The organism is Acinetobacter sp. RF15B (assembly GCF_007558235.1).
Classification (GTDB): domain Bacteria; phylum Pseudomonadota; class Gammaproteobacteria; order Pseudomonadales; family Moraxellaceae; genus Acinetobacter; species Acinetobacter lwoffii_C.
In genome coordinates, this window is sequence record NZ_VLSR01000015.1 from 39,216 (window position 1) to 57,849 (window position 18,634).

Annotated in this window: 19 protein-coding genes and 4 tRNA genes; 21 read left to right on the plus strand and 2 right to left on the minus strand. The window is 45.8% G+C overall.

The features are described from left to right. Positions 1-89: 89 nt before the first annotated feature. Together E2K74_RS11100 and pgsA are read left to right on the plus strand one after the other, a co-directional pair. On the plus strand, positions 90-884 hold the full coding sequence (locus E2K74_RS11100; RefSeq protein ID WP_151207590.1) for a thioesterase family protein: 795 nt from the start codon (positions 90-92) through the stop codon (positions 882-884). A gap of 107 nt (positions 885-991) precedes the next feature. Further along, positions 992-1,579, plus strand: a complete 588-nt coding sequence (gene pgsA, locus E2K74_RS11105) for a CDP-diacylglycerol--glycerol-3-phosphate 3-phosphatidyltransferase (protein ID WP_151205447.1) — start codon at positions 992-994, stop codon at positions 1,577-1,579. Between the two features lie 657 nt (positions 1,580-2,236). On the opposite strand, the gene E2K74_RS11115 is transcribed toward pgsA, so the two are convergent. Together E2K74_RS11115 and argH are read right to left on the minus strand one after the other, a co-directional pair. Further along, positions 2,237-2,509: an oxidative damage protection protein gene (locus E2K74_RS11115; RefSeq protein ID WP_151205448.1), complete on the minus strand. Its 273-nt coding sequence runs from the start codon at positions 2,507-2,509 to the stop codon at positions 2,237-2,239. 29 nt (positions 2,510-2,538) lie between these two features. After that, positions 2,539-3,969: an argininosuccinate lyase gene (argH, locus tag E2K74_RS11120; RefSeq protein ID WP_171478865.1), complete on the minus strand. Its 1,431-nt coding sequence runs from the start codon at positions 3,967-3,969 to the stop codon at positions 2,539-2,541. On the opposite strand from argH, the gene E2K74_RS11125 reads away from it, so the two are divergent. From E2K74_RS11125 to E2K74_RS11215, 19 genes are all read left to right on the plus strand, one after another. Next, a complete protein-coding gene (locus tag E2K74_RS11125; protein WP_151207592.1) occupies positions 3,960-5,114 on the plus strand; it encodes a sensor histidine kinase in 1,155 nt (384 codons plus the stop codon). The two genes, argH and E2K74_RS11125, sit on opposite strands and share 10 nt — an antisense overlap. A 69-nt stretch (positions 5,115-5,183) precedes the next feature. Next, positions 5,184-5,924, plus strand: coding sequence for a LytR/AlgR family response regulator transcription factor (locus E2K74_RS11130; protein WP_151207594.1), 741 nt, complete (start codon positions 5,184-5,186; stop codon positions 5,922-5,924). Between the two features lie 105 nt (positions 5,925-6,029). Further along, entirely contained in the window at positions 6,030-6,953 is a 924-nt protein-coding gene (gene hemC, locus E2K74_RS11135; RefSeq protein ID WP_151207596.1) for a hydroxymethylbilane synthase, read from the plus strand. Next, entirely contained in the window at positions 6,953-7,735 is a 783-nt protein-coding gene (locus E2K74_RS11140; RefSeq protein WP_151207598.1) for a uroporphyrinogen-III synthase, read from the plus strand. Before hemC ends, E2K74_RS11140 begins: the two co-directional genes overlap by 1 nt. Beyond that, positions 7,732-8,568, plus strand: a complete 837-nt coding sequence (locus E2K74_RS11145) for a hypothetical protein (protein ID WP_151207600.1) — start codon at positions 7,732-7,734, stop codon at positions 8,566-8,568. Before E2K74_RS11140 ends, E2K74_RS11145 begins: the two co-directional genes overlap by 4 nt. Before the next feature lie 6 nt (positions 8,569-8,574). Further along, positions 8,575-9,768, plus strand: coding sequence for a heme biosynthesis protein HemY (locus tag E2K74_RS11150; protein WP_151207602.1), 1,194 nt, complete (start codon positions 8,575-8,577; stop codon positions 9,766-9,768). An 8-nt stretch (positions 9,769-9,776) separates the two neighbouring features. Next, positions 9,777-10,205 carry an acyl-CoA thioesterase gene (locus E2K74_RS11155; RefSeq protein ID WP_151207603.1) on the plus strand — a complete coding sequence of 143 codons (429 nt, stop codon included), beginning with the start codon at positions 9,777-9,779 and terminating at the stop codon, positions 10,203-10,205. Positions 10,206-10,354: 149 nt separating this feature from the next. Next, on the plus strand, positions 10,355-10,681 hold the full coding sequence (locus tag E2K74_RS11160) for an H-NS family nucleoid-associated regulatory protein (RefSeq protein WP_171478826.1): 327 nt from the start codon (positions 10,355-10,357) through the stop codon (positions 10,679-10,681). A gap of 180 nt (positions 10,682-10,861) precedes the next feature. Next, complete coding sequence (gene gspN, locus E2K74_RS11165; protein ID WP_151207606.1) at positions 10,862-11,605, plus strand: type II secretion system protein N; 744 nt, start codon at positions 10,862-10,864, stop codon at positions 11,603-11,605. Then, on the plus strand, positions 11,605-12,465 hold the full coding sequence (locus tag E2K74_RS11170) for a type II secretion system protein N (RefSeq protein ID WP_151207608.1): 861 nt from the start codon (positions 11,605-11,607) through the stop codon (positions 12,463-12,465). The genes gspN and E2K74_RS11170 overlap by 1 nt, the downstream gene beginning before the upstream one ends. Positions 12,466-12,506: 41 nt before the next feature. Beyond that, positions 12,507-14,762, plus strand: coding sequence for a type II secretion system secretin GspD (gene gspD, locus E2K74_RS11175; protein ID WP_151207609.1), 2,256 nt, complete (start codon positions 12,507-12,509; stop codon positions 14,760-14,762). Between the two features lie 62 nt (positions 14,763-14,824). Further along, a complete protein-coding gene (locus E2K74_RS11180; RefSeq protein ID WP_151207611.1) occupies positions 14,825-15,484 on the plus strand; it encodes an FHA domain-containing protein in 660 nt (219 codons plus the stop codon). Positions 15,485-15,563: 79 nt separating this feature from the next. Next, on the plus strand, positions 15,564-16,232 hold the full coding sequence (gene gph, locus E2K74_RS11185) for a phosphoglycolate phosphatase (RefSeq protein WP_151207613.1): 669 nt from the start codon (positions 15,564-15,566) through the stop codon (positions 16,230-16,232). 110 nt (positions 16,233-16,342) lie between these two features. Continuing rightward, a complete protein-coding gene (gene trpE / locus E2K74_RS11190) occupies positions 16,343-17,836 on the plus strand; it encodes an anthranilate synthase component I (RefSeq protein WP_151207615.1) in 1,494 nt (497 codons plus the stop codon). Positions 17,837-17,934: 98 nt separating this feature from the next. Continuing rightward, positions 17,935-18,010, plus strand: a tRNA-Thr gene (locus E2K74_RS11195). A 54-nt stretch (positions 18,011-18,064) separates the two neighbouring features. After that, a tRNA-Tyr gene (locus E2K74_RS11200) sits at positions 18,065-18,148 on the plus strand. Positions 18,149-18,185: 37 nt separating this feature from the next. Continuing rightward, a tRNA-Gly gene (locus tag E2K74_RS11205) sits at positions 18,186-18,261 on the plus strand. Positions 18,262-18,282: 21 nt separating this feature from the next. Continuing rightward, positions 18,283-18,357, plus strand: a tRNA-Thr gene (locus E2K74_RS11210). A gap of 151 nt (positions 18,358-18,508) precedes the next feature. Then, positions 18,509-18,634: GTP-binding protein (locus E2K74_RS11215; protein ID WP_227518531.1), on the plus strand; the 126-nt coding region annotated here is incomplete at its 3' end.

Below are 18,634 nucleotides of genomic sequence, written 5' to 3' on the forward strand. Positions count from 1 at the left end.
AATGCTCACTGACCGGGGTGTCATCCGTCATTTCTCACGTGGCTTTTTCCAGGCAGAATAAAGAGAGATCAACGCACTAAGGAAGAACAATGTCTTTACATGGATTGTATGCACAAATTGCCGAGCAGGAATGGGTCGATTTCCCAGAAGGCTGGTTACAGGGACGCACTTTGTATGGTGGTCTTGCAGCTGCGATGATGATGCAAAAAGCGGTATTGGCCATTCAGGATCCAAGCCAGCGCCTGCTGAATGCCAGTGTGACTTTTGTAGGTCCGGTTAAGCAGGCCAAAGTCCGTCTGACTGCAGAAATCTTGCGACAAGGCAGGTCTGTCACCACCATTGAAGTGCGTTTATGGCAGGATCAGGCCGTACAAAGTATTTTGCTTGCCAGTTTTGGAGCGGCCCGGGAGTCGGAGATTCAGGTCCGGCAAATGCCGCAGGCCCCTGACTATCCAGCGCCTGAGCAACTGTTGCTGTTTCCGGGCGAGCAGGAACTACCGGAATGTTATCAGCATTTTCAGCTGGCCTGGGCAGATGTCAATTTGCCTTGTAGTGCCAGTACAAGGCCAGATTTTGGTGGATGGTTCCGGTTTCATCCTGAAAAGCATAGCAACCGTAAATTTCAGCTCGCTGATTTAATGGCACTTTTTGATATTTGGCCGCCTGGGGTACTGCCAATGTTTAAAAAACGGGCACCTGCCAGTAGTCTGACCTGGAATGTTACTTATGTGCATCCGTTGCAGCACCAGTTAAAGGATTGGTTTAAATATAAAGTATTTACAGACCATGCAGCAGACGGTTATGCAACTGAATATGCCTATCTCTGGGATAGTGAAAATCGTCTGATTGCGATCGCCAGGCAGACGGTGACCGTGTTTGCCTAGTGACACTGCACGCCAATTCGTATAAAGTGAGGCCTATCAATGATGGATCAAACCTCAGAAAAAGTGTGCATTTTCATCGTACATGAGGGGAACAATTGGCGGTGTCTATGACTACAGGTCGTATCCTGAATATTCCTAATATCTTGACCTTGGCGCGTATTGTCCTTATTCCGGTATTTTTATTGGTGGCCTATTGGCCCCCTGCAGTGGGGATTTATGGGGCTGAGCCGAATGTCACGCGACATCTGATTCTTACTGCGATTTTTGTTATTGCGGCAGTAACAGACTGGTTTGATGGCTATCTTGCCAGGACCTTGAACCAGACCTCTGCATTTGGGCGTTTTCTGGACCCGGTGGCTGATAAGCTGATGGTAGCGGCTGCCTTAATTGTACTGGTCCAGTGGCAACCGACCATCTCTATGGCATTTGCAGCCATCGTGATCATTTCCCGTGAAATTACTGTCTCGGCATTGCGTGAATGGATGGCGGAACTGGGTGCGCGAACCAGTGTGGCGGTCTCCACAGTCGGAAAATATAAGACCGCTTTTCAGATGATTGCGATCAGTGTGTTCCTGCTCAACTGGCCGCCTCTGGAAATGCTGGCCTATGCACTGCTGTATACGGCAGTAATTCTGACTTTATGGTCGATGTTTATTTATCTCAAAGCGGCTTGGCCGTATTTAAAACAGCCTTAAAAGACATAAATAAGAAAGCTCCATTGATGGGGCTTTTTTTATGGTTAATTAAGAAAGGTTTTGTAAAAATAACAGGCAAAAAAATACCCAGCCTTTGGGGGAAGAACTGGGATGAAATCGGGGTATTTCTCAGTTATTATTATAGTTATTCAAAGATATCTCATCTTCTTGTTAGCCATTATGACAGGAGTTTTCATAAAAACATGGGGTTTCTTGTTGCTGAATGTTGTGTTTTGTAGAGGCTCTGTATTGGGGTTTTACAATCCATTATTTTGATACAAACTTGATGGTTTTTTAAAAGGGAAGGGGCTGCTTAAAGTCAGAAAATACGCTAGTAAAAAAGTTGCCTTGAGCTGCTTGCGAGATATTTTTCAAGCTACGCTGCTGGCTCGAAATAGCTTAGAAAAACGATATGACGAATTTTGCGTTTTAGAAATGAAAATAATTTTTCAGCACGACTTTAGGACTCACTAGAGCAGGGCTTTAAGTCGTAAACACTCTTTTCTTAGAGGTGTTTAGGCCCACTCTTCTTGCTTGTCTTGCCTCATTTTCAGCCCTATAAAAAAAGAATCCCCAAAATATGGAGATTCTTTCAGGGTTTTAGTCTATGCAGACTGTGCCCTTGTGTTGCGGCTTAGTGGAGCAGTGCTCCACTAATCACGCCTCAGGCTTAAGACCTTCGGCTTTTTCTAAAGTTTCATCATTATTAAAGAACTTCTCACGTTGTTCTTCCAGAAACTTTTTTGCATCCGGTTCAAACACGCTTAAACGCTTTTCATTGATCAGCGTGGTCTGGTGCTTTAACCATTCCTGCCAAGCCTGTTTAGACACGGTATCAAACAGTTCCTGTCCCTTGGCACCCGGGAAGGGTGCAAAGTCTAGACCTTCCATCTCTTGTTGATACTTACGGCAAAATACTTGTCGAGACATACCAATACTCCAAATTAAAGCGAAAGCAGTTAAGCATAAAGTTTTTCTAGGCGGGCATGGGCACGTTCGATTGCAGCTTCAACCTGAGCCGGTGCCGTACCCCCAATGTGGTTACGTGCATTTACTGATGCTTCCAGAGTCAGTGCTTTTTCAAATACATCTGCCTGAATCAAATCCGAGAACTGTTGTAATTGTTCCAGGGTGAGCTCAGACAGGTCTTTGCCTTCCTGAACACCTAAGGCCACTGCTTTACCTACAATTTCATGCGCATCACGGAATGCTACGCCATTTTTCACTAGGTAGTCTGCCAGGTCAGTGGCAGTCGAGAAACCACGTAAGGCAGCTTCACGCATTTCCGGAAGATTTGGAATTAGTGCCGGAATCATGTCAGCAAAGGCCATCAATGAACCCCGCACCGTGTCGATTGCATCAAACAGCGGTTCCTTGTCTTCCTGATTGTCCTTGTTATACGCCAAGGGTTGACCTTTCATCAGGGTTAACAGGCTCATCAGGTCACCATACACCCGGCCTGTTTTACCACGAACCAGTTCAGGTACATCTGGGTTTTTCTTCTGTGGCATGATCGATGAACCAGTACAGAAACGATCTGGAATGTTCACAAACTTGAACTGTGCCGAAGTCCACAGAATCAGCTCTTCAGACATACGTGACAGGTGCATCATGATGAGTGAGGCCGCAGCATTGAATTCAATCCCGAAGTCACGATCAGATACGGCATCCAGTGAGTTTTCAGCAATCGCTTCAAAGCCTAAAAGCTCGGCCGTATAGGCACGGTCAATTGGATAGGTTGTTCCCGCCAGCGCTGCAGAACCCAGTGGCATACGGTTGACACGCTTACGGCAGTCAATCAGACGCTCGGAGTCACGTACCAGCATTTCAAACCAGGCCATTAAATGATGGCCAAAAGTGACCGGCTGTGCAGTCTGTAAATGGGTAAAGCCCGGCATGATGGTATTGGTGTTCTTGGCAGCCAGCTCCAAAATACCTTTTTGTAATTTTTTCAATAATTCTAAAATGGCATCGATTTCATCACGCACATACAGACGGATATCCGTGGCCACTTGGTCATTACGGCTGCGGCCGGTATGCAGTTTTTTGCCGGTGATGCCAATACGCTGAGTCAGACGTGATTCGATGTTCATGTGCACATCTTCAAGGTCAATGCGCCATTCAAAATTGCCTGCTTCAATATCTGCCTGAATGGCAGTCAGACCTTCAATAATGTCATCGCGTTCCTGTTCAGTCAGTACCCCGACTTTGGCAAGCATGGTCGCATGAGCCACCGAGCCTGCAATATCCTGTTTATAAAAACGTTGGTCAAATTGAACAGATGCTGTAAATTCAGCAACAAAAGCATCAGTCGCTTCAGAGAAACGACCGCCCCACATACCCGAAGTCTGGGCGTGTGCTGGATGAGAGGAATTAGAAGATGTGGTCATGTCGGCTCAATCAGATTAAAAGCAGTAGAACGAAAAAGAGTATAACAAATTCAAAGCCTATTGCCGAAATTCTATCTGATCAATCTTGCCTGTCCCGAACAGGGCAGGGATTGGGTTCCTATTTTTTTAGCCAGATGGGACAGTGGCAATATTTGCTCGAGCTGTTTATCGGCGGTAATACCCTGGCTCTGGTCCTGGCGCTGGCAGAAGCCCAGTCCTGGCAGGCTTTGAGTGTGCTACAGCTCCTGCAATATATGCTGTATATCAGCTGGATACTGTTATGTTTTGCAGCGCTGCTGGAGTTTTTTCAGCAGCAGTTTCAGCGAATGGGGATTAAACTGGCTTTAATGTCCGGATTTTTACTGTTACAGGTCATTGTGCTGCTGACTACTATCAGCTTGAATATTCTGATATATATTGGAACAAATTTAAGTTTTCAGGGCTTGAACTGGGCTATTATTCTGGATCAGCTCAGTCTACACTTAAGTTTAGGAATATTGCTTGGGATGTTTTGTTTTCGCTATCTGTATCTGCGCGAGCAATGGCAGCAGCAGCAGCATAGTGAGCTGAAGGCCCGTATTCAGGCCATGCAGGCACGGATTCACCCGCATTTTTTGTTTAATAGCCTGAATAGTGTTATCAGCCTGATCAGTATTGATCCTGACAAGGCAGAACAAATGCTGTTAAACCTGTCGCGTTTGTTCCGGGCTAGTTTTCAGGAGTTAAAGCTGGTCAGCGTGCAGGAAGAAATTGATCTGTGCCAGCGTTATTTGCAGATTGAACAGATTCGGCTGGGCGAACGCTTGCAAGTTGAATGGAAACTGGAAAACAAGGAGCTATATTCTCAAGTCCAGATTCCCTTACTGACTTTACAACCCTTATTAGAAAATAGTATTTTTCATGGAGTTGAAAAAATCTTAACAAAGAGTACGATAAGCGTATTGATTGAAATATTACAAAATCAAATTAATATCATCATAACAAACCCTTATATGCAGGAAAATAAAACTTTAAAAAAGGGGCACGGTATTGCAATAGAAAATGTCAGACAGCGACTGGAGGCTTATTATGGCTCTACAGTCAGCTTACAGACATTTGCTGGCGAAGGGATGTTCACGACAGTGTTACGATACCGATATAAATAAAAATAAATCAAAAAGATCCGGGTTAAACTATGCATGAATGTGATGCTATGAGCCGGATAAGGAGGAGAAATGGACGTCCTGATTTGTGATGATGAGCCTTTGGCTGTCGAACGCTTATCGCGTTTGGTCTCTCAGCTGGGCCATCAGGTGATTGCCACTGCTAGCCATGGCCGTCAAGCCATTGATCTGGCTCACCAGCACGAACCTGATGTCATCTTATTAGATATTCAAATGCCTGAAATGGATGGCCTGATCTGCGCGCAGCATTTACGCCAGCTTGATCCGATGCCTGCCATTGTATTCTGTACTGCCTATGATCAGCATGCACTGGATGCTTTTAAGTCCAATGCAGAAGGCTATTTGCTCAAACCCGTGATGCAACAGGAATTAGCACAGGTGTTGGAGCATTTAACTAAATTTACCCAAGCTCAGATGAGCCAACTAAAACAAAAAGAAAATATGGAAGATATCAATACAAGCCGCCAGCAGATTGCGGCAAAGACCTATCGTGGTGTGGAGTTGGTGCCAGTTGAAAATATCTATTACTTTCTGGCGGATCAGAAATATGTCACTGTACGGCACAAAAATGGCAGTGTCCTGATTGATGAAACCTTAAAGGAACTTGAGCTGGAATTTGGTGACCAGTTTATCCGGATTCATCGTAATGCGCTGGTGTCTGTGCACTATCTGGATGGACTGGAAGTTGTGAGTTCTGGTCAGTATCAGGTGCGTTGCCGGGAACTGGAGGAGCGTCTGGCGGTCAGTCGACGCCATTTGCCGATTTTAAGGGATCGTATTCATAAGCTTTAACAGCTATATAGGCAATCTAATCTGAAGCTTGTGTAAATTCACTTGCATTTTCAAGTGAGCAGGTTAAGTTTAGACTATTGTTCTCATTGGCTGTTATTTAAATTTATGAAGACCCTAAAAATTGCAACTCGACAAAGTCCACTTGCACTTTGGCAAGCGGAACATATTCGTGCGCGTTTACAGGACCTGCATACTGGTTTACAGGTCGAGTTAGTCACTTTTGTTACACAGGGCGATAAAATCCTGGATACGCCATTGGCTAAAATTGGTGGAAAGGGATTATTTGTAAAAGAACTGGAAGCAGCTTTACTGGATGGACGTGCAGATCTGGCGGTTCACTCTATGAAAGATGTCCCGATGGCGTTACCTGAAGGTCTGGCCTTAGCAGTGATCTGTGAGCGTGAAGATCCGCTGGATGCTTTTGTTTCTAATCATTACGCCAGCTTTGATGACTTGCCACACGGTGCCAAGGTAGGAACTTCGAGTTTGCGCCGTAAGACTCAGATTTTAAAGCAGCGTCCGGATCTGGAGATTATTGACCTGCGCGGTAATGTGGGTACCCGTTTATCTAAACTGGATGCAGGACAGTATGATGCTATCATTTTAGCCAGTGCCGGTTTAAAACGCCTTGGTTTGGCAGAGCGTATCCGTCATACACTTGCAGCTGAAGTCAGTCTGCCTGCGGTAGGACAGGGGGCTTTGGGACTAGAATGCCGTGAGGGCGATCAGGCGGTACTGGATCTTATTCTGCCACTTTTACATGCGGAAACGGATGCTTGCGTCCGTGCGGAGCGTGCTTTTAATGCCTATCTGGAGGGTGGCTGTCAGGTGCCAATTGCAGGTTATGCGACTTTAAATCAGGATCATATTTCGATTGAAGGTCGGGTGGGCAGTGTAGATGGGGCCGTGCTGTTACGTGCCCAGCATACCGGACATATCACAGAGGCTGAGCAACTCGGCGTGCAGTTGGCGAAAGACCTGCTGGATCAGGGAGCGGGCGATCTACTGAAGGCGCTTTATTCAAACTGATGTTGTTTATCAATACCCGCCCCAGAGATCGTGCTGCAAAGTTGACTGAGCAGTTACAAAACGCACAGATTCCTGTTGTAGAATTGCCTTTACTGGAGCTGATCGCACAGCCTCTTTCAGAGGATCTGCTGGCTTTATATCGCCGGCTGGATCAGGCCGATATTATTGTGGTGGTCAGCCCAACTGCAGTGCAACTGGGAATGCGGTATTTGCAGCAGGCGGGTGTCGCCCTGCACAGCTTGCAGCATGTGCAGTGGGTGGCAGTCGGTCAGGCCACAGAAAAAGCGTTGGCAGCCTATGGTATTCACAGTCATGTGCCGGAGCTAGAAACCTCTGAAGGCATGCTGCAATTGCCAGTCCTGAAGCAGCTGGCGTTGCCAGCGACGGTGGCCTTCTGGCGGGGTGAAGGGGGACGCCAGTTCATGATGCAGCATCTACATGAGCAGAAGGTTCAGGTATTGAATTTTGTACTTTACCGACGGCAATGTCCGGCCGAGAGTGCAGACATTTTAGAAAAAAAACGGGCTGTGATTCAGGCTGAACAGCCTTGCGTAGTATTAATCAGTAGTGAAGCCAGCTGGCTCAACTGGCTGGATCTGGCAGAAAGAAGCTGTCCACAACTGATTCATCAAGCGCATTATCTGGTTTTGGGGCCGCGTTTGGCAGTGCTCCTGGGGGAATATCAACAGCAGCATCAGGCAGGTTTTCAATTCGCGCAGCTCGATGACTTAAGCGGATCAACCATTCTGCACTATATGCTGACGACATTAGGGCATTCATGAAAAAAATTTTCATCCTGTTTTTGACTCTGGCTTTGGCATGGATTGTCAAACTGAGCTATGACCTATATCTCTTGAATTCAGCCCAGACGGAATTAAATGGACGTTTAAATCAGATCCAGCAGCAGAATGCTAACCTGAATGATCAGCTGGTGGCTTTAAAGCGGTTAGTGGTCTCGAACTCATCTACAGCAGCTGTGGCGAGTGGTTCTGAGAATAGTCAGACTGTCGCGGTCGATACACATCAAAACCTGGAGCTGGTTGAACAATATCTGGATCTGATTGAATTTGCTCTGCAACAGCAACAACATGCTGTGGCGGTAGAAAAATTGAACCGTTTAAAAAATGAAGTGGCTCAGCTGGGCTTGGCACCTGCGTTGGCTGGCAGTCTGGAACAGGCGATTGTCAAAGACCAGGAGACTTTGAAGCAGTGGACCAATGAACGGGTGATGCAACGGAACAGACTGAATGAATTATTAAGCCAGATAGATGCTGAAATTAAAAAAGAAATTCAGCTCCCTCATCAGGCCTCATCTACGCAAACTCGTTCATTTTGGCAACGCTGGATTCAAATTGAGCCGGTCGAACAGATGAGTAGTGTGCTGATGCAACGCCATCTGATTTTAAAAGAAGCACAACTACGCTTGCTAATTGCACAAAATACCCTGCAACAGGGGCAGCAGGTGGCTTTCCAGCAGGCATTGCAGAGCGTCATTGATGTGCTGGAACAATTGCCGGATGAACGCAGTCAGCACTGGATCAAACAGTTGCAACAGATCAAGGCCACGCCACTAACGCCTGTTCCGTTGTTAAATACTCGTACCCTGCTGAGCTAAACGCTTATGAAACAGATTTTGCTTGCTTATTTATTGGCGTGTTTGTTTGGCATTGCGATCCTAAGCGTGATGAGTTATGGCCATGGCCCAGGATATGTCTATTTATACTGGCGTGAATGGCAAATTCAGACCACCTTCTGGTTTCTGGCTGCTATGCTGGCGCTGACCAGTTTGGTGATGCAAATGATCTGGTATGCCACCAAACGCTATTTGAGCCGTGAACAGCGCAAGCATGAAACAGTGTTTAGTTTTGCCCGTTTACATCCTTATGAGCAGTTGGCTGTGGTCTGGTTGCTGAATGCAGCACAGGATCAGCGCAATTTTATTCAGCAGTCTTTTAATACTTCAGGGCTACTCAAATATATTATTGAGGCGCGATTATCTTGGGGACAGCAGCAATATAGCGAAGCTTTGCAAGCCTTAAATCAATCTAACCCTATGGCATTTGAGCTGGCAGAATTACAGCGAATAGAAATTTATTTATCTCAGCAGGATGGCCAGCAGGCTTTAACCCATTTAGAGTTTTTAAACCAGCATGAATTATCACCTTGGTTAAATCAGGTGAAAACCGCCTATGAACAGCGTTTAAATTCATTATGGGGACAGTTTGCCTTACAGTTTCCGTGGTTATATCTGCGCTCGACTAAATATGGACATTTAGACCAAAAAGTCAAAAAATCCTGGTTAGAACAATTATTAGCGGCCTATGATCAGGCCAGTGAAGAAGATTTAAAATATTTGCAACAACGATATCTGGATTTAAAACCCCAGTTATTTACGCGCGATTATGAGGTTAACCTCTTATGGCTAAAACTATTATTTAAAATGCCCGAAATGAGCGCCGAACATGAAAGTCTGGCCATGCAGTTACTGGAACAGCAATTTAATCAGGATGTCTTTTATTTGTGGTTCCAGCAGCAACTATTAAGACAGGCTCCAGATTATAGTTATATTGCTGAGCAAATTGCACTTTGGGAAAATAAATATATGACCCTGCCTATTCTGACCTTTGCCAAATGGCACGTGTTACGGGCCACAGGGCAGACTGAGGAAGCTGAGCAATTGCTGGACTTATACCCGGATGATATCCGTATGGGTTATTTAAGAATTAAGTCGGTCTTGCAGGACAGAGAAGATTTGTTGCAACAGCTGCATAAGGTATTTGAATCGAATGTCAATTTTATAGAAATTAGAATTTAAGGATGATCATGTCGGAATTACAACAATATCCAGTCATTTACTCACAGGTCGTGGCTTGGGGGGATATGGACGCTTTTGGTCATGTTAATAATGTTATCTATTACCGCTATATTGAAAGTGCACGTCTGGCGTATTTAAATCAATTAAATGTTTTTGATGAAGATATTTTAACTGTAGTGGCTTCAAATCAATGCCGGTATTTAAAACCGGTGGTCTATCCTGATCAGTTAAAGATTGCGGTACGTATTGATGAACTCAGACATTCTGCAATCAGAATGCATTATCTATTATGGAGTGAAGTACAACAGTGTATTGTGGCCACTTCAGAAGCAGTAATTGTCTGTCTCAATAAACACACTCTACAAAAAACAGTCATTCCGCCAACTATTCGAGAAAAAATCATCCAACTTGAATCAAGTGTGGGGCATATAATTTAATAGGTAGACTAATTATTTATTTTTTGTAATGAGTTTTCAATTTATTGTTGTAGACTTCAATTATATATTGAATATTTTTTTTAAAATAAATATGATGAAGCTGTTATTTAATAAAACAAATAATGTTATTGAAATATTTTTTGGAGAATATAATGCCGGATATCACAAATCTATCTGTTGAACAGTTAAAACGCCTGCAAGCTGAAGCTGAAGCCCTGATTGCCTCGAAAAAAGATCAAGAAATTGAAGAAGCTTATCGTCAGGTTTTAGAGATTGCGGAAAAAGTGGGATTAAGTATTGAACAGCTGATCGAGTTTGGCGCGTCGAAACGTAAAAAAACCTCACGTAAATCTGTAGAACCACGTTATCGCAGTAAATCAAATACTGCAGATACCTGGACCGGTCGTGGTAAACAGCCACGTTGGCTGGTTGCAGAATTGGAAAAAGGTGCAAAGCTGGAAGATTTTTTAATTTAATTTTTAATTAATATTTCGTCATTAGCTCGTCATATAGGCGAGCTATGATTGATGAACCAAGCATGACTGCTTGGTTTTTTTATAGCTATGAATTGGCGCCATAGAAAAAGTGTGCATAATGGTCTGTAGAAGTAAAAATGATAAACGGGAATTCAGATTCGATATGTTGGTCGTGATGGAATGAGCAGTAAACCGAAAACTTTAAAGTGGTTAATACTTGCAATTGGGGCCTTTTTTATCTTTGTTGTACTGCAGGTGCCAGCAGCTTGGTTAGTTTCAAAATTTTATAAAAATAATCAGGTCTTACACAATATTAACGGGAATATCTGGCAGGGAAGTGCAGATTGGAAAAAAGGAAACTTAAGTGGAAGCTTGAATTGGCAGCTCAGACCTCTGGACCTGCTATTGCTGAGATTAGGGGCTCAAGTCGATCTGCATAGCGGTAATACTCAACTTTCCGGCACCCTGGCATACAGCCTGAACAAAACTTTAAGAGTTAAAAATCTTGAAGGTCAGCTGGCACCAGAAAGCTTAAAAAAGCTGGCCGCCTGGCAATGGCCTAGTAATTCAATCCAGCTCAAAGAGCTGGACTTTAAATATAAAAAAGAGCAGGGCTTTAGCCAGGTGACGGGTCAGCTGCAGTGGGCAGGAGGAGAGTTGATTTATACTTTTGCCCAGCGTCAGGAACAGATCAATGTACCGGCTTTAACTGGTCAGCTCTCGGATGAAAGTAACCAGCTGCTGCTGGACGTACGAGATGCCCGCGATCAGCGAATGCTAAATATAAAACTTGATCCTGATCTCATGCTGGATGTCCAGCTCACCCAGCGTTTCTTGATGAATGCACCTGCTTATACAGGTAAAGCCGGTCTGGACACCTATGTCATTAGTACCCGCCAACCGCTGATGGGAGGGCTAAATTGATGGCCTTCTCTCTAGATGACTTGAAGCACTTGAATCTGCAGCAAGCTAACCGGGCTGCACCTGTATTGCTCCTGTTTTTAATGCTGTATGTATGCTGGAAACTGGCTGCTCTATTCTGGTTGTTGGTGGCTCCTCCTCAGGCCATGCAGGTAGATCGGGTTGAACTCGGTTCACAACAGCCACAGGTGCCGAATATCAGTGCATTTTCGTTATTTCAGGAAACTACACAAACGGCGGCAACGACCGAGATTGCCAATCTCAGCTTGCAAGGGGTGGTGGTGGCCAGCCCGAGCTATAACTCTTCAGCAGTTTTTAAGATCAATGATCAGGTCGACCGTTACCGTGTGGGCGAGACACTGGCCAATAGTGGATTTGAGCTGGCAGAAGTGTATTGGGATCGGGTTGTACTGCGCCGTCTTGGCGGGGCCACGCAGGAAGTATTCTTCAAAGGGCTGGAAAATGGCTTGAATCAGCCGATTGTTCCAGAACAGTCTCTGCTGTCCGCCAAGCCCTCTTCAGGTAATGAAGGTCGGGCTGAGCCCCAAGCTCCTGCCCAATCACCGCAAAATGAGATTGGTCGTGCCATTCAGCAGATGCAGGAAAATCGTGAACAATATTTACAAAATATGGGGGTTAGTGCAGCCGATGGCAGTTATGAAGTCACCTCTCGTACACCGCTTGCGCTGCGTAACCGCCTGGGTTTAAGACCGGGAGATCGGATTCTGTCTTTAAATGGCCAGACGCTCACACAGGGGCAGACTGAAGCACAATTACTAGAACAGGCTCGACGTGAAGGTCAGGTGAAACTCGAAATACAACGTGGTGATCAGGTGATGACCATACAACAAGATTTGAAATGATGTGTCATCACAACATATAGGGTTAGGAAGCACAAAAGTTTATGGCTTTATTTAATAATAATCGATCAGCTTGGGCGCTGTGCGCGGCCGCACCATTGGTGGCTATGGTCAGTACGGCCAGTTATGCACAAACCTGGAAAATTAATCTCCGGGATGCAGACTTAACCGCTTTCATTAATGAAGTTGCTGATATTACAGGTAAAAATTTTGCAGTAGATCCCCGGGTACGTGGTAATGTTACGGTGATTTCCAATAAGCCTTTAAATAAAAATGAAGTTTATGACCTGTTTTTAGGCGTGTTGAATGTCAATGGGGTGGTGGCCATTCCTTCAGGTAATACCATCAAGTTGGTGCCTGATAGCAATGTCAAAAACTCGGGCATTCCCTATGATGCCCGTAGCCGCGCCCGTGGAGACCAGATTGTTACCCGGGTGATCTGGCTGGAAAATACCAATCCGAATGACCTGATTCCGGCCCTGCGTCCTTTAATGCCGCAATTTGCCCATCTGGCTGCTGTGCCGGGCACCAATGCCCTGATCGTGTCGGATCGTGCCAATAATATTTATCAGCTGGAAACCATCATCCGTAATCTGGACGGAACAGGGCAAAATGACATCGAGGCAGTAAGCCTGCAATCGAGTCAGGCTGAAGAAATGATCGAGCTGATTGAGTCGATGACCGCGACAGGTGCCGCCAAGGATCTGCGTGGTTCTCGTGTTCGGGTGATTGCCGATGTGCGAACCAACCGGATTTTGATCAAAGGTGATCCGGCCACCCGCAAACGGGTACGTCAGATGATTGAAACGCTGGATGTGCCGGCCGCCGACCGTCTGGGCGGATTAAAAGTCTTTCGTCTGAAATATGCGAGTGCCAAGAATCTGGCGGAAATTCTGCAAGGACTGGTCACGGGGCAGGCCGTGAAAAGTAGTGCGGATCATACGTCATCTGACTCCTCTTCCTCCAATCCCATCAGTAATTTAAGCAATAGCAACAGTGCTGGCAGCAATTCAAATAGTAATGGTGCTTCCGGTATTCAGCTGAACAGTGGTATGAAAGCCGAGCAGGGGGGCATCAGTAGTTTTAGTGCCAATGGGGTTAGTATTATTGCGGACGCTACCCAGAACTCGCTGGTGGTCAAGGCAGATCCGCAGTTAATGCGTGAAATAGAATCCGCAATTAACCAGCTGGATGTTCGTCGCCAGCAGGTGCTGATTGAAGCTGCCATTATTGAGATTGAAGGCAATGACGCGGACCAGCTTGGGGTGCAATGGGCCTTGGGTGATCTCAATAGCGGTATTGGCTTGATTAACTTTGATAATTTTGGCAGCAGCCTGAAAAATATTGCCGCGGGTTATCTGACTGGCGGCCTAGCAGGGGCGGGCAGTGCGCTGGGTACAGGTGGCTCATTAATCCTGGGTGACTATAAAGAAGGCGCAGATGGGTCCCGCAAGCTGTATGGAGCCCTGATTCAGGCACTCAAAGAAACCACCAAATCCAATCTGTTGTCTACGCCGTCTATTGTCACGATGGACAATGAAGAAGCGTATATCGTGGTAGGTGAAAACGTACCTTTTGTTACCGGTTCAGTATCGACGGGTGCTGCTGGTGTTGCCAACCCCTATACCACGATTGAACGTAAGGATGTCGGGGTAACCTTAAAAGTGATTCCACACATTGGGGAGGATGGTACGGTACGTCTGGAAGTCGAACAGGAGGTATCGGATGTTAAAGCCAATAAAGGACAGGCATCTGATCTGGTGACCAGTAAACGGGCCATTAAAACCTCGATTCTGGCTGAACATGGCCAAACCATTGTATTGGGCGGCCTGATTTCGGACAACACCAGTTATGGCCGTCAGGCTATACCGGGTCTGGGTGCCATTCCGGGCCTTGGCCGCTTATTCCGCTCCGAAGGAAAGTCCAATCAGAAACGTAACCTGTTGATTTTTATTCATCCGACCATTGTAGGCGACAAGAATGCAGTACGCAAACTGACCCAACAGCGCTATAGCCAGTTATATAGTTTGCAATTGGCTCTGGATGCAGATGGGAATTTCTCCAAATTGCCGGAAAATGTAGATGATGTCTATCAGCAGCGTATTCCAGTGTCTAAAACCCCATTAAAAAATTCGCCTTATCAGACTGTGCCAACGGCCCCTGCAACGAACTCATCTACAGTGACGACCACACCTGTTGCAATCGAGCCAGTCATTCCACAGCAGACTGTACCGCCTGTCGAGCAGATCGAAAAAAGTAAAAATACCGTTACAACCACTACACTTAGACCGAAAAGCTAGGATATTCGCATGGGCATGCAGCATGTTATGATAGCGGCAAAGAGAATAGAGAAGTGGATTTCATGACTTGGAAAATACATGCGATTACAGATGATCTCGCTGGACAAGACATTGCAATAGAGCGTGACATGCTGGTAGGGCGTCATCAGAGCGCCGATATTGTGTTGCAGGCAGCAGAGATTTCGCGTAAACATGCGGCTTTCCTGCTTAAAGAGGATGCACTGTGGGTGCAGGATTTGGGTTCATCCAATGGTACCTTTGTAAATGATCTGCGTATTGAGCAGGAAACCCTGTTAAAGCAAGATGATATCGTACAATTTGCCAGCTTGAAGTTTTTGGTGCTTGAACCGGTTCGAGCGGTTGACGTTGCTGCAGGCATTGAAGCAACTGCTGAAAAAGTGACTGAAGATGTAGAAGTTGTTGAAAAAACGCCAGCTCAACATATGAATGAGCAAGGTATACCAGAGTTAAAAGAGCGTGATGCTTCAATCCAGTTAACACGTGATGGCATGCCAACCAATGTCGGTATTCCGAAACCGGCCCCGATTGCTGAAGGTATTGATCTGACCGCCGTTAAGCCTGAGCCCGCCCCGGTTCCGGTAGAGCAGCCGATTTCCCGTGTTGAGCAGGAAAAACAGGCGCAGAAAAATGCTTCTGTGGGCTTGATTTCCCTGATTGTACTGGTGATTCTGGCAATTATTGCCTGGGTATTATTTAAATAGGCCGATGATTGGCTATACAATCAAGGCATGCAGAACGCATGCCTTTTTTGACAATGCATAACTAAAAACGAGGGTCAGGATGTCAATTGCACAGCTCGAACAGCGCCAGCTGATTTTATTTGATCTGGATGGTACCTTGGTGGATTCGGCTCATGATCTGTATCGCGCCATGAATATGAGTCTTAATATCATGCAACTGCCCTCGGTGACGGAAGAGCAGGTACGCGTCTGGATTGGCAAGGGCAGTTCCCTCTTTTGCGAGAGCGTCCTGCGTCACTTGGTCGGTGAGGTGATGCCAGCGCAGCATCAGGAATTACTCAGTACCTTTCTGGAAATTTACAATGCCGATCCATGTATTGATACCGTGCCTTTCCCGGGAATTCTGGAATTTCTGGCTTGGGCCAAGGCCGAAGGTAAAACCCTGATCTGTGTCACCAATAAACCGGAGCGTCCGGCATGCAGTATTCTGGATACCTTGGAAATGTCACAGTATTTTACAGATACCATCGGCGGTGACCGATTTGCCGAACGTAAGCCGCATCCACGTCAGCTATTACATTGTGTAGAGCACTATCAGGTGGCCAAAGAACAGGTCTTGCTGATTGGTGATTCTTGCAATGATATTGAAGCAGCACGTCGGGCAGGCATTGATTGTATTGTAGTCAGCTATGGCTATAATCATGGCGAGGATATTGCGGATTCGCAGCCACAGCAGATCGTGAGTGACTTAAGAGATTTGCTGAACTAGCACAAGGGAATAAAGGAAATAGAATGAATAGTGATACGGTTTTTCGATGGCGTCGCTCGGTTCACTTCAATTTGCAAACTAAGTAAACCCTATTAAAAGAGAAAAACCGAATGACCACTCAAGCCCAATTCCAGCAACTTGCAGCACAAGGGTACAACCTGATTCCTGTTTATCGCCAGCGTCTGGCGGATACAGAAACCCCATTGTCCGTATTTGCCCGTTTAAAACAGCATCAACATGCCTATTTATTTGAATCTGTTGAGGGCGGTGAAAACTGGGCGCGCTATTCCATTATTGGACTCGGTGAATCTACCGTATTCTCCTGTAATGCAGGGCAACTCACAATACAACACACCGATGGCCGCCTTGAGCAGCAGGCATGTAGCGATCCATTTCAATATATCCGTGATTTTCAGGCCCAGTTTAAAGTTCCGACTCAGGCCGAACTTCCGGCATTGCCAAGTTTTACCGGCGGTCTGGTGGGTTACTTTGGTTACGATACAGTGCGTTATATCGAACCACGCCTGAACAATATGCCTGAAGCGGATCCTGTGGGTCTGCCAGACCTCTGGATGATGCTGTCTAAAACCGTTATCGTGTTTGATAATTTAAAAGATACCCTGTTCTTGATTGTACATGCCGATGCCACGGATCCAGTTGCTTATGAAAAAGCACAGGAACAATTAAATGAACTGGAAAATATTCTGGCAACCCCAGTCAGCTTAAAAGCAGAAAAACATACCCCTCCGCATTTCGAGTCGCTCACCGGAAAAGATAAGTTTCTGGAGTCGGTAGAGCAGGTTAAGGAATATATCCGTGCTGGAGATGTCATGCAGGTGGTACCAGGCCACCGGATGGTGTCTGACTTTGATGGCGACCCGTTACAGGTTTATCGCGCATTGCGTCATTTGAATCCATCCCCTTATCTGTTTTTGGTACAAGGGCAGACCTTGGACAACCAGACGCCGTTTCATATTGTCGGTTCTTCACCAGAAATTCTGTCCCGTCTGGAAAATGGTATTGCTACAGTCCGCCCGCTGGCAGGAACCCGTCCACGCGGCAAGAATAAAGAACAAGATCTGGCTTTAGAACAAGAGTTACTTTCTGATGAAAAAGAGATCGCCGAGCATGTCATGCTGATCGACTTGGGGCGAAATGATGTGGGGCGGGTCTCAAAAACTGGAAAAGTGCAAGTGACCGATCAAATGGTGATCGAGCGTTATTCCCATGTCATGCATATTGTGTCGAATGTACAGGGTGAAGTCCGCGATGATGTCGATGCGCTGGATGTTTTTAAAGCCACTTTCCCAGCAGGCACACTTTCTGGTGCGCCTAAAATCCGCGCCATGGAAATTATTGATGAAGTCGAGCCGGTAAAACGCGGAATTTTTGGCGGTGCTGTGGGTTATTTAGGTTGGCATGGTGAAATGGACATGTCGATTGCGATTCGTACCTGCGTTATTCGTGAAAATAAGGTCTATGTACAGGCCGGAGCAGGTTTGGTTGCAGACTCAAATCCTGAGTCTGAGTGGAATGAAACCCAAATAAAAGCTCGCGCAGTGATCAAAGCGGTTGAATTATCGTCAAATGGATTGATTTTGTGAGTTTTTGGCGTTTTTTTTGAAAAAAACACTTGCACGGATTTCAAGTTTTGCTAAACTGCACACCGTTCCGATACGAAACGTACGAAACACTAAGAAACGCCGGCATAGCTCAGTTGGTAGAGCAACTGACTTGTAATCAGTAGGTCCACAGTTCGAATCCGTGTGCCGGCACCATCTTAGAAAGTTTGGAGTGCAAAGTAAAGAGCGACACTGATGTAAGTGTAAAATGGTGGGATTCCCGAGCGGTCAAAGGGGGCGGACTGTAACTCCGCTACGAAAGTTTCGAAGGTTCGAATCCTTCTCCCACCACCAATTTTAAGACTTCAAAGTGGTTCAGTACCAACATCGTGCGGGAGTAGCTCAGTTGGTAGAGCGGCAGCCTTCCAAGCTGCATGTCGCGAGTTCGATCCTCGTCTCCCGCTCCATGAGTTGAAGTACTAATATTTGCTCTTATAGCTCAGTGGTAGAGCACTCCCTTGGTAAGGGAGAGGTCTCGAGTTCAAATCTCGATAAGAGCTCCAGATTACAGTTTGGCAACTTAAGTTGCAAAAATATTCCAAAAGCAGGCTATTTAGTCTGCTTTTCAAGTATTTGGTGTTCGGTTTTTTTAAACGATATGTCGGAGCTGGGTTTTACTCAGAATTGTGTTCGACGTAAACGAGGAAGATTAACATGGCTAAGGCTAAGTTTGAACGTAATAAGCCACACGTTAACGTGGGCACAATCGGTCACGTTGACCATGGTAAAACAACTTTAACAGCTGCGATTGCAACTGTATGTGCGAAGAAATTCGGTGGT